The sequence below is a fragment of the Streptomyces sp. NBC_00704 genome (assembly GCF_036226605.1).
GTDB lineage: Bacteria > Actinomycetota > Actinomycetes > Streptomycetales > Streptomycetaceae > Streptomyces.
On sequence record NZ_CP109000.1, the window covers coordinates 526,721 to 538,376 of the forward strand.

At 73.7% G+C, this 11,656-nt stretch carries 10 protein-coding genes; 4 read left to right on the forward strand and 6 right to left on the reverse strand.

Translation table 11 applies throughout. The features are described from left to right. Positions 1-128 precede the first annotated feature (128 nt). Entirely contained in the window at positions 129-1,802 is a 1,674-nt protein-coding gene (locus OG802_RS02155; protein WP_329406586.1) for a serine/threonine-protein kinase, read from the forward strand. On the opposite strand, the gene OG802_RS02160 is transcribed toward OG802_RS02155, so the two are convergent. Next, entirely contained in the window at positions 1,791-3,302 is a 1,512-nt protein-coding gene (locus tag OG802_RS02160; protein ID WP_329406588.1) for a serine hydrolase domain-containing protein, read from the reverse strand. The two genes, OG802_RS02155 and OG802_RS02160, sit on opposite strands and share 12 nt — an antisense overlap. 94 nt (positions 3,303-3,396) lie before the next feature. Between OG802_RS02160 and OG802_RS02165 the strand changes: the two genes are divergently transcribed. After that, positions 3,397-4,368, forward strand: coding sequence for an LLM class F420-dependent oxidoreductase (locus tag OG802_RS02165; protein ID WP_329406589.1), 972 nt, complete (start codon positions 3,397-3,399; stop codon positions 4,366-4,368). A 198-nt stretch (positions 4,369-4,566) separates the two neighbouring features. Further along, positions 4,567-5,637 carry a hypothetical protein gene (locus OG802_RS02170; protein ID WP_443055431.1) on the forward strand — a complete coding sequence of 357 codons (1,071 nt, stop codon included), beginning with the start codon at positions 4,567-4,569 and terminating at the stop codon, positions 5,635-5,637. Positions 5,638-5,713: 76 nt separating this feature from the next. Here OG802_RS02170 and OG802_RS02175 read toward each other — a convergent pair whose 3' ends face one another. The 5 genes from OG802_RS02175 to OG802_RS02195 all read right to left on the reverse strand — a co-directional run bounded on the left by OG802_RS02175 (position 5,714) and on the right by OG802_RS02195 (position 10,889). Continuing rightward, on the reverse strand, positions 5,714-6,139 hold the full coding sequence (locus OG802_RS02175; protein ID WP_329416905.1) for a DUF6328 family protein: 426 nt from the start codon (positions 6,137-6,139) through the stop codon (positions 5,714-5,716). 168 nt (positions 6,140-6,307) lie between these two features. Then, a complete protein-coding gene (locus tag OG802_RS02180) occupies positions 6,308-7,291 on the reverse strand; it encodes an aldo/keto reductase (protein ID WP_329406591.1) in 984 nt (327 codons plus the stop codon). Positions 7,292-7,362: 71 nt separating this feature from the next. Continuing rightward, positions 7,363-8,001: a TetR/AcrR family transcriptional regulator gene (locus OG802_RS02185; RefSeq protein ID WP_329406593.1), complete on the reverse strand. Its 639-nt coding sequence runs from the start codon at positions 7,999-8,001 to the stop codon at positions 7,363-7,365. Next, positions 7,998-9,482: an MFS transporter gene (locus OG802_RS02190; protein WP_329406594.1), complete on the reverse strand. Its 1,485-nt coding sequence runs from the start codon at positions 9,480-9,482 to the stop codon at positions 7,998-8,000. Before OG802_RS02190 ends, OG802_RS02185 begins: the two co-directional genes overlap by 4 nt. Before the next feature lie 195 nt (positions 9,483-9,677). Next, a complete protein-coding gene (locus OG802_RS02195; RefSeq protein WP_329416907.1) occupies positions 9,678-10,889 on the reverse strand; it encodes an FAD-dependent monooxygenase in 1,212 nt (403 codons plus the stop codon). A 354-nt stretch (positions 10,890-11,243) separates the two neighbouring features. Between OG802_RS02195 and melC1 the strand changes: the two genes are divergently transcribed. Further along, positions 11,244-11,642 (forward strand): apotyrosinase chaperone MelC1, encoded by a 399-nt coding sequence (melC1, locus tag OG802_RS02200; protein WP_329406595.1) that lies wholly within the window; start codon positions 11,244-11,246, stop codon positions 11,640-11,642. The last annotated feature ends 14 nt before the right edge of the window (positions 11,643-11,656 follow it).

Sequence of the window (11,656 nt, forward strand, 5' to 3'; positions counted from 1 at the left end):
CGTACGCTCGAACACCTGCATTTCTTGAATGAAAGACAGGAATGAGCCGGAGTTGCGCGCCCGTTGAACGCACCCCCGCGCGCCGGGCGTACCACTGGGCAAGGTGAGTACCAGCGGTTCAGCGAGGGATGACCATGGTCAAGACGCACGTCTCCACGCACGAGTTGGTCGCCGGGAGGTACCGGCTGCTCGACGTCGTCCACCGGGAGACGAACCGCGTCAGCTGGTACGGCGAGTACGTGGAGGAGACCGGGGCCGCCCGGCCCTGCCTGGTCACCAGGATCGGGCTGCCGGCAGACCAGGGCGAGGAGAAGGCGCGCCAGGCGGCCGACCGGGTGCTGGGCATGTCGGAGACGATGGCACGGCTGTGTCCGGGCCGGATCGCCTCGGTCGTCGACGCCGTCGAGGAGGCGGGCTCCCTGTGGACGGTCACCGAGTGGATCGACGGCCTGCCGCTCAGCCAGGTCATGGAGCAGAAGGGCGCGTTCGGCCCGGCCCGGGCGGCGGCGATCGGACTGCAACTGCTGGACGTCCTGGAGGCCGCGCACGGCGAGGGCATCACCCACGGCGAACTGAGCCCCGGTCAGGTGTTCCTGCGCAGCCAGGGCCCCCTCGTGCTCACCGGGTTCGGGCTGGCGGGCGCGACGCTCGCCCCGCGCGTGGCCGCGCCGTCGTACGCCTCTCCCGAGCAGGCCCGCGACGAGCGCATCGGCCCCGCGGCGGATCTGTGGGCGCTGGGCGCGATCCTCTACACGATGGTCGAGGGAAGGCCGCCGTACCGGGACCGGGACCGGCCCGAGGCCACGCTGAAGGGCGTCGACCGGCTGCCGCTGCGCGCTCCCCTGCGGGCCGGCCCCCTCACCGCGACCGTGCAGGGGCTGCTGCGCAAGGACTCCCGGGAGCGGCTGACCCGCACGGTCGTGCGCCAGTCCCTCACCCGGGTGCTGGACGACGACCCGCACGTCGCCCTGCCCGCACCGCGGCTGCGGCGCGTGTGCGCCGCGGCGCGGCAGGTCGGCCCGCAGTGGAGCGGGCGGGCCATGGCGGCCGGGACCGCGCTGGCCGTCGTCACCGTGGCGGTCGCCGCCCTCGTCGTGACCCACCAGCTGCCCGACTCCGACGACGCCTCGGCGGGCGGGACGCAGGCCCGGCAGTCCGCGTCCGCCGCGGCGCCCGACGACGACGGCGGCGACAGAGGCTCCCCCGCGCCCGCCCCCTCGCCGACGACCGCCCCGCCGAGTCCGCCGCCGACGGCAGCGAGTCCGGCCGCGCCGGTCCGGCCGTCCGCGAGCGCCTCACCGGCCGCCCCGCCCTCCGCCGCCGCGACCGCCCTCCCCCGGGGCTTCCGGGTCTACCGGGCGCCCGAGGGCTTCTCCGTCGCCCTGCCCGCGGGATGGAAGCGACTGGAGACCGCGCGCGGCGCCGGCCACGCCTACCGCGTCACCTTCGGCGCGTCCGGCGATCCGCGCACCCTCGCGGTGACCTACAGCGAGAGCGCCGGCCCCGACCCGGTCGCCGTCTGGCGCGACGACGTCGAGCCGAACCTGAGGAAGGCCGACGGTTTCCGGCGGATCGGCGCGATCAGGGCGACGACCTACCAGGGATACCGGGCCGCCGACATGGAGTGGGTCTTCGACGCCGACGGCGGGCAGCAGCGGACGTTCGGCCGCGGATTCCTCCTCGGCGGGGGCCGCAGCTTCTCGCTGCGCTGGACGACTCCCGCCGAGGACTGGGACACCACGGCCGACCGGCAGGCCCTCGACACGTTCCTGAGGACCTTCCGGCCCGGCTCAGCGGCCTGACCGGGACGCGTCTCGCGATCGGGACGCGTCTCGCGGCGCCCGCATCGAGCGCAGGCCGCCGCCGTGCAGGGGCGTCGTGTCCCAGCGGGCGGTGAAGGTCCGCGTGGCGAGGGAGCAGGTCACCCGCAGGCGGTGCGGCGTCTCCAGGAAGACGATGTGCGCGCTGAGCGTGCCGGCGTCCGTCCATCCGCCGCCGACCGCGGTGGGCACCGGTTCCTCGCTCACCAGCCAGCCGCCGGCGGAGGGCAGCTCCAGCCTGAGGTCGCCCTGCTTCTCGGCGAGGCTCAGCGTCCAGCCGTCGGCCCCGTCGGCGACCGTGACGCCGGTCAGTCCCGGCTGGTCGGCGCAGATCCCGCCGGCGGGGGCGAACGCGGCGCCCGCCCAGTCGGCCGCGTCCCGCGGCGGCTCCGGCTCGCCCTCGGCCGGGGGCAGCGCGAGCCGGGTCAGCCGCCCGGCGAGAGCCGCGTCGGCCTCCTCGCGGCCGGTCAGCGGCCCCGGCGCGAACGCGGGCAGCAGACGCTCCCAGACGAGGGTGAGCAGCGCCTGCATGTCGCGGGTCGCCGCGGTGGTCGCGATCACGGCGTCGTGCTCGGGCAGGACCAGGCAGAACTGTCCGTAGGCGCCGTCGCCCCGGTAACCGTGCCGGGATCGCCAGAACTGGAAGCCGTAGCCGCGCTCCCAGTCCATCCGGTCCGCGTCCGCCGGAAGCCCGGGAGCCGTCGGCACGTGCACGCGGGTGGCCTCGACGACCCACTCCCGTGACAGCAGCCGCTCCCCCTGCCACGTGCCCTCGTCCAGCCAGAGCTGACCCAGCCGGGCGATCGTGTCGGTCGTGCCGTGCAGTCCGCTGAAGCCGAGTTCACGCCCGGACCGGTCCGTCAGCCAGGCCACCTCGCCGACGCCGAGCGGGTCGAGCAGGCGCGGCCGCAGATACGCGGTGAGCGACTGCCCGGTCACCCGCTGCACGATCGCGGCGAGCGCGTAGGTGGCGGGCTGGTTGTAGGCGAAGACGCTTCCCGGATCGCGTTCGGGCGGCAGCAGCAGGAAGCCCCGTACGAGGTCGTCGCGGTCGAGGGCGTGCGCCCGGTCGTACGTCTCCTCCTCGTGCCCGCTCGCCATCGCGGCCACGTGGCGCACCAGCACGGCCCGGCTGCGCGGGTCGGTGATCTCCGCCTCGAACTCCGGGAAGTACGAGACGACCGGGTCGTCGAGGCCGATCAGCCCCTCCGCGACGGCGAAGCCGGCGGCCGTGGACGTGAAGCTCTTGCTGAGCGAGTACAGCAGGTGCAGCCGGTCGGAGGCGTACGGCTCCCACCAGCCGGAGGCGACGAGCCGGCCGTGCCGCAGGATCATCAGGCTGTGCGGCTCCACGGCCTCGGCCGCCTCGACGGCGTCGAGGAAGGCGAGGACGCCGAGAGCGTCGACGCCCTCGGCGGACGGGGTGCCGGACGGCAGGGGGGACGGGGGGCGGGTGCCGTGGGACGGGGGATGGGCGCTCATGTCCGCATCCTGCCCGGCCCGGGCCCGGTGATCGACGGGTTTTCCGGCCCCCTACGGTCCGTTTCCCCTGGCGGCGGCCGGGGACTCGGACCCCATGGTGCGAATCGGATACACGATGATGACCGAGCAGGCCGGCCCTCGTGACCTGGTCGACCACGTGGTGCGGGCCGAGGAGGCGGGCTTCGACTTCTCGGTGACGTCGGACCACTACTTCCCGTGGCTGCGCTCCCAGGGGCACTCCTCCTACGCGTGGAGTGTGCTCGGAGCCGCCGCCCAGGCCACGTCACGCATTCCCCTGATGACGTACGTGACGTGTCCGACGTTCCGCTACCACCCCGCGGTGGTGGCGCAGAAGGCCGCGACGATGCAACTGCTGTCGGAGGGGCGGTTCCGGCTGGGGCTGGGCTCCGGGGAGAACCTCAACGAGCACGTGGTGGGCGGCGGCTGGCCCTCGGTGGACGTACGGCACGAGATGCTCGAGGAGGCCGTCGGGATCATCCGGGACCTGTTCGAGGGCGCTCATGTCACCCGGCACGGCACCCACTTCGACGTGGACTCGGCCCGGCTGTGGGACCTTCCCGACGAGCCGCCGCCGATCGGGATCGCCGTCTCCGGCGAGCGCTCCTGCAAGCTCGCCGGCCGGCTGGCCGACCTGGTGATCGCCACCGAGCCGAAGCCGGACCTGCTGGAGTCCTTCGACCGGCACGGCGGCACGGGCAAGCCGCGCGTGGGCCAGCTTCCCGTGTGCCACGACGCCGACCGGGAGGCCGCGGTGAAGCGGGCGCACGACCAGTTCCGCTGGTTCGGCAGCGGGTGGAAGGTGAACTCCGAACTGCCCCACCCCGACTCCTTCGACGCGGCGACCCAGTTCGTGACCCCCGACGACGTCGCCTCGTCGATCCCCTGCGGCGACGACCCGGACGACTTCGTCGAGGCCGTGCGCCCCTACGCCGAGGCCGGCTTCACGGAGATCGCCCTGGTGCAGATCGGCGGCGACTCGCAGCCGGCCTACCTCGACTGGTCGGAGAAGACCCTGCTGCCCGCCCTGCGCAAGGCGTTCGGCTGAGGGCCACGGGCCGGCAGCGGGCAGACGAGGAGCCGCACGTACGGCAGGCGGGTCGGGCAAAGCGTCGCCAAGGCGTCCATATAGGCTGCGGGCCGGCACTCCCACGGTGCCGGCCCGCCCGTCCCCCGCAGCCCGCAGCCCGCAGCCCGCAGAGGAGAGTCATCCGTGACCCTGGCGCCCGACCTGCCCCAGACGACCCTGACGCCCGAGGCGCCCGAGACACCCGTCGAGGTGTCCGCCGAGACGCCGCGCGAGCCGCTTTCCGCGCCCCTGTCGGACCTCGTGGCGCGCGACGCGCGCGAGTTCGGCGTCTACGCGCGCACCGGCGGATGGGCCTTCGGCCTGATGGTGGCGCGCAGCGTCCGGCCCGGCGGACAGGGCGCCGGCGAGACGCCCAAGGTGTCGGCGAGGGAGTTCGCGGAACTGGCGGGCTGCTCCCCCGAGCGCGTCATGCGCTACTACAAGGCGTGGGACCGGGCCGCCGACGACGGTCTGGTCCCGCACTTCGAGGAGCTGGCGCCGGGCCAGGAGGTGGAGCTGCCGGACGCCGACGTGTGGCTCGGCTACTACGTCTCGCGTTCCGGCGCCGCCTCCGAGCGCGGCGCCGCGATCGCGCAGGCCGCCGAGGCCGAGGGCATCCGCCCGACGAAGGCGCTGGAGGTCGCGGAGAACCCCACCGCGCTGCGCGCCGCGATCCTGGCGGACCCCTCGACCGCCCGCGCGGCCCGCGCCGCCCTCCTGGACCGCGTGCGGGAGGACCCGGACCTCCAGACGGAGCTGGCGCGGGACGTGGTGCGCACCGACGACCTGAAGAAGGCCGTGGCGAGCGAGAGCCGCTCGGCCGACCGGATCGGGTACGTCCGGCAGATCGCCGAGTCGGGCATGATCAGGACTCCCGCGGGCCAGACCGTGGACGCGCCCGTCGAGGTGCGCCAGGAGGCCGAGCGGCATCTGTCCCTGCTCGACGAACTGGACGACGACGAGGACGCCGGCGAGTGGGCGAGCGAGGCCTACGACACCATGAAGTCACTGGTCGTGGAGACCGTCGAGGCCGATCCCGGCCTGCGCGTCCAGGAACGGCGCACGAAGTTCTACAGCGGCCTGCAACGGGCGACCAGGGTCTTCGAGGAGCTCACCTTCGACGACGTCGACACGCGGGAGTTCTACGAGGACGACATGGTGCAGCGGCTGGAAGAGCTCCAGCAGGCGATCGGCACCTGCATCGCCGCGCTGCGCGGGGCCCGCGGCGACGCACCCGAAACCGGATGACCCGCCCGGGCCGGCCCCGGGTGCGCTGCCGCGGCCGCGCTCCGGAGCCCGGCCCGGCTCCGGGCCGTCGTCCGGTTCAGTTCGTGGTGTAGCGGCGCCGGGTCCACAGGGGCACCACGAACCAGCACAGCCCGTACCACGAGACCACGCCCGCGACGAGCCAGGGCACGAAGGCGTCGTGGGTGGCCACGCGCAGGATCAGCAGCAGCGACGCGGTCATGGTGGCGAGCAGCAGGATCAGACCGACGAGGGTCATCCTGGACGCCACCTGCACCGTCTGCGGTTTGACCCGCCGCCCCGAGACGAGCCGGTGCAGCGACACCGGGCCGATGAGGGCGCCGGTCGCACACGCCCCCAGGACCACGGTCACGATGTAGATGACCTTGTCCACGTCCTGCAGGTCCGCGTAGCGCGGGGTGAAGACGACGGTCAGCAGAAAGCCGAAGAGGATCTGTACGCCCGTCTGGGCGACGCGGATCTCCTGGAGGAGCTCCACCCACATCCGGTCGGCTCTCTCCTCCTGGGTCTCGTTGCGCCCCGTGCGCCGCTCGGCGTCCGTCCCCGTGTCCGTCACTTTTGCCGTCCTCCCGATTCCGGGTGGTCCCTCGACCCCCTCGTCCTCGCGAGTACCCCGTGAACGGCGGTTTTCGCAGGTCGCCGCCGCGTTCGTCTACCAGCGTCCCTCGACCTGGTCCTTGATGCGCCGGTCGTAGAGGTCGCGCACGGCCGCGAGGGTCTGCTCGGAGAGTTCGGGCAGTCGGGCGGCGGCCGCGTTGGCGCGGGCCTGCTCCGGCGAGCGGGCGCCCGGGATCACCGTGGTCACGCCGGGCTGCTGGACGATCCAGCGCAGGGCGAGCTGGGCCGGGGTGTACCCGTCGGGGGCCAGGGCCGCGAACTCGACGGCGGCCTCGACGCCGGTCGTGTAGTCGACGCCGGAGAACGTCTCGCCCTGGTCGAAGGCCTCGCCGTGCCGGTTGTAGGCGCGGTGGTCGTTCTCCGGGAACACGGTGTCGGCCGTGTACTTGCCGGAGAGCAGGCCGGAGGCGAGCGGGACGCGGGCGATGATGCCGACGCCGGCCGCGCGGGCCGCCGGGAGCACCTCGTACAGGGGCTTCAGACGGAAGGGGTTGAGGATGATCTGCACGCTCGCCACGCCGGGCCGGGCGATCGCGGTGAGGGCCTCGGCGCAGGTCTCCACGCTGACGCCATAGTGCGCGATGCGCTCCTCCTCGACGAGCGTGTCGAGGGCGTCGAACACCTCGTCGGAGGAGTAGACGGGGGTCGGCGGGCAGTGCAGCTGGACCAGGTCGATCCGGTCGACGCCGAGGTTGCGGCGGGAACGGTCGTTCCAGGCGCGGAAGTTGTCGAGCACGTAGTTCTCGGGGATCTGGTCGACCCGGCGGCCCATCTTGGTGGCGACCAGCACGTGCAGGTCGGGGCGGCCGCTGAGGAAGGCGGCGATGGTCTGCTCGCTGCGGCCGTCGCCGTAGACGTCGGCGGTGTCGAAGAAGGTGACTCCCGACTCGGCCGCCGCCTCCAGGACCGCCAGTGCCTCCTTGTCGTCGACGTCACCCCAGTCCGCGCCCAGCTGCCAGGTGCCGAGACCGACGACGGATGCGTGCTGACCAGACCTACCGAATTCGCGCTCGTCCATGGCGTCAGTCTGTCATCCGGTGCCCGGGGACGCGGCCCCGGCCACCCTCCCGCGGCCGCCGCGGGTGCGGCTCACTTCCCGGCCGGCTCGGACGGGGGCCGCGGGGCGGGGCCGTCGAGGTGCGCCTGCACGGTGGGCCCGTACCGGTCGACGACGTCCTCGACCGGCATCGCCCGCAGGGCGGCGCCGCGTGCGATGCCGAACATCACGCCGAGGCCGAGCAGCGCGGCGACGGCGAGTTCCGCGCGCACGGCCGGGTCAGGGCCGGTGAGGCGGGCGGCGAGCCGCTCGGTGACCTGGGCGCGGAAGTTGGCGCGCAGGACGTCGCCGTGCTCGCCGTGCAGGGGCGCGAAGGCGATGCGCAGCACGGGGTCGGCGCCGCGTTCGCGCTGACTGACCAGCACGTGGCGGACCATGTGCCGGCCCAGCTCGGCCGGCGGGGCGTCGAGCAGGGCGCGGGCGTCCTCCTCGAAGGACATGACGCGGGCGAAGAGGGCGTCCTTGTTGCCGAAGTACTTCACCACCAGCGGTGCGCTCACTCCGGCGCGCTCGGCGACCGCCTTGAGGGTGAGGTCGGCGTGCGCCTGTCGGGCGAGGAGGTGCCGGGCGGCGTGCAGGATGGCCGCTTTGGTGGCCTCGGCGTCGCGCCGGCCCGGGGGCTGCGCGGCGCCGGGGCCGGGGGCGTCCGGTGGGGTGCTCACGGCGCTCATGCTCCCCCGGTGGCCCCGTCGCTCACCGGCCGGGGGCGGCTCCGGGCGGGCGGCGGGTCGTCCGGGGCGGAGTCGCCGGGGATGGTGAGCGCCATGGCGCAGGCCGCGAGCGCCACCGCGCCCGCCACGGCGAAGGCCACCAGATAGCCGTGCAGCGTCGGCACGGGCCGTCCGCCGACGAGGCCGGTGTGGTGCACGAGCACGGCGGCGACGGCCGCGCTGGAGACCGCCTGGCCGATGGTGCGCATCAGGACGTTCACGCCGTTCGCCGAGGCGGTCTGTCCGGGCGGGACGGCGCGCAGGATGAGCGCGGGCAGCGCCGAGTAGGCGAGGGTGGTCCCGGTGGCGACGACGGTCGCCCCCACCATGATCATCCACAGTTCGCGGCTGTCGGCGACGCGCAGCGCGTAGCCGGAGGCGATGACGGCGGCGCCCAGGGCGAGGGTGACGCGCGGGCCGCGGGCCTCGGAGATGCGGGCCGAGACCGGTGAGAAGAGCAGCATGGTGATGCCGCCGGGCAGCAGGCACAGCCCGGTCTGGACGATGGACAGCCCGAGTCCGTACCCGCTCGCCTTCGGGGCCTGTACGAGCTGGGCGGTGACCAGCGAGTTGGCGTAGAAGGCGAAGCCGGTCAGGAGCGCGGCCAGGTGGGACAGGCCGACCCTGGGCCGGGACACCAGGCGCAGGTCGACCAGCGGCCGCGGCGCGCGCAGCTGCTGCCGGCTCCACAGGGCGAGGACGACGGCCGAGCACAGGAAGAGGCCGAGGACCCGGGCGCTCGTCCAGCCCCACTGGCCGCCCTGGGACACGGCGAGGAGGAGGCAGATCAGCCCGGCGGCCAGTGCCAGCGCGCCGGTGACGTCGAACCGGCCGGGCTCGCGGACGGGCGACTCGGGCACCGCCCACCGGATCAGAGCGACGCCGGTCGCTCCCAGGGCGGCGGTCACCCAGAACATGACGTGCCAGTTCGCGTACTGCACGACCACGGCGGCCGCGGGCAGCCCCAGCGCGGCGCCGATGCCGACGGTGGAGCTCATCAGGGCCACGGCGGAGCCGCGCCGGTGCGGAGGCAGTTCGTCGCGCAGGATGCTGATGGACAGCGGGACGACGGAGGACGCGGCGCCCTGGAGGGCGCGCGCCGCGATCAGGATGCCGATGTCGGAGGTGAGGGCGCAGATCACCGAGCCGGCGGTCATCAGGGCGAACGACAGGAGCAGCACCCGGCGCTTGCCGTACATGTCGCCGGCCCGGCCGAGGACGGGGGTGAGGACCGCGCCGGACAGCAGCGAGGCGGTGACCATCCAGGAGACGGCGCCCGCGGAGGCTCCGGTCAGCCGGGGCAGGTCGGGAAGCAGCGGGACGACGACGGTCTGCATGACCGCCATGAGGATGCCGCAGTACGCCAGGACCGGGATGGTGAGCCGGGCCCGCAGGCCGCCGGGCTCCCCGGCCGGGGCGGATATCGGAGCGTGCGACGCCATGGACACTCCAGCGGCCGGTGCGACGACCGGTCACGGTGCACACGCGAGCACGCGAACGTTTGGCTGCGGGGCCGCGGGCACACGTGACCGAGGTGAATGGGAATTCACCGTAGCAGTGAATTCCCATTCACCCAAGGGCGCTCCGTCGGTCCGCGAGGACCGGGACGGCCAGGAGGGCCAGGAGGGCCGGGACGGTCATTCGCGGGAGCTGAGCGCGCGTGCGTGCGCGCCGCGTGCCAGCTTCGGCCCCAGCCAGCGCTTGAACCGGCGCAGCGTCTCCAGCCGTCCGGCCGCCCGGTCGAGCCGGTAGTACAGCTGGGGCGGCACATAGGGCAGCAGGGGCGAGTGGCGCTGGCCGAGCAGCGCGAACATCTGCTCCGGGGGCAGGTCGATGTAGCGGGTCAGGTTCTCGTACCACTGCGCGCTGTAGCGGGCGGCGCTCTGCGGGGAGAGCAGCGCGGAGCGGCGCTCGCCTTCGTAGTGGGCCAGTGCGCGCGGCAGGTCGGGACTTTCGCGGAGCGCCTCGGCCAGGGCGATGGCGTCCTCCAGGGCGAGGGTGGTGCCGGCGCCGATCGAGTAGTGCGTGGTGTGGGCGGCGTCGCCGAGGAGGACGAGGCGGTCCCGGCGCCAGGTGCGGTTGGTGAGGGTGCGGAAGGTCAGCCAGGGGGAGCCGCCGTCGGAGGCGGCGCGGCCGACGAGGGGGTGGCCGTCGAGGATGTGCGCGAAGTGCTTCTCCAGTGCGGCGAGGCTGTCGGCCTCGCTCGCCCGGTCGAGGCCGAGTCCGGCCAGGGTCTCGGGCGCGCACTCGATGACGCAGGTGCTCTGCTCGGCACTGAACGGGTAGCCGTAGCACCAGATCCAGCCGTGCTCGGTCTCGACGAAGGCGAACGTGAAGGAGTCGAAGACCTTGCTCGTGCCGAGCCAGACGTAGCGGTTGCGGCCCGGTGTGAGGGCGGCGCCGAAGTCCTGCGCGTAACGGGAGCGAAGGGCGCTGTGGACGCCGTCGCCCGCCACGACCAGATCGGCGTCCGGGAGGTCGTCCGCGGTGATCTCGCTCTCGTACTCCAGGCGGACGCCGAGGGCGCGGGCGCGGGCGGCGAGCAGTTCCAGCAGCCGGTGGCGGCCGATGCCGTGCCCTTCGTCGCCGGGCTGACGGGTGGCCAGGTCCCGTACGTGGGCGACGCCTTCGTTCCAGCGGACGGAGTGCTTCTCGATCGCCTCCGCCGACTCCGGGTCGCAGGCGCGGAGTTTGTCGAGCAGTCCCTGCCAGTAGGTGACGCCCCAGCCGTAGGTCGAGCCCTCCGGGTCGCGTTCGTGGACGGTGACGTCGTGGGACGGGTCCTGAAGCTTGAGCAGGATCGAGAGATACAGGCCGGCGGGCCCGCCGCCGACACAGGCGACCTTCACGCGCACCCCCAGGGGTTACCGTTCGTGGTGGATTGACGACGCAGGGTAGCAGTGCGGGAGCCGGGCGCTTGTCGCCCCTCGCGTCCGATCGCGCCACTTTTCGCACGTGAGCCACACCACCGGCGGAGCGGGGCCGCGCGAAAGTCCACCGAAAGCGGGGTCCCGGCACGAAGGAATTGCCCCTTCCGCCGCGATCGGGACCGTCGCGGGACAAGATCATCTTCGTTCAACACTGTACGACATGTAATCGATTGTCCGGATCGCGGCCAACCGGCCGGAGGCGATTTCCCCGCCTCTCCACGCCGCAGATAGGCATGCGGAGTCGTCAACCGAACGCACTCCAGGAGGTCCCGCATGCCGGAACTCAGCCGTCGTCGCGCACTCACCGCGGCGGCCGTCGTCGCCGGTGCCCCGTTCGCCGCCGCCACCGCCGCCCGCGCCGCCGAGCCGCACCACGACTCCCACGGCGGCTCCCACGACCCCCACGGGTCCCACGGCTCCCCCGAGTCCTTCGACGAGGTCTACCGGGGCCGCCGCATACAGGGCCGGCCCGCCACCGGGGGCGGGCACCACCACGGCGGCGGCTACGCCGTGTACGTCGACGGGGTGGAGCTGCACGTGATGCGCAACGCCGACGGCTCCTGGATCAGCGTGGTCAGCCACTACGACCCGGTCTCCACGCCGAGGGCCGCCGCCCGCGCCGCGGTCGACGAGTTGCAGGGCGCCCGGCTCGAACCGTTCCCGGCCGGCTGACCCGGCGCCGTCCG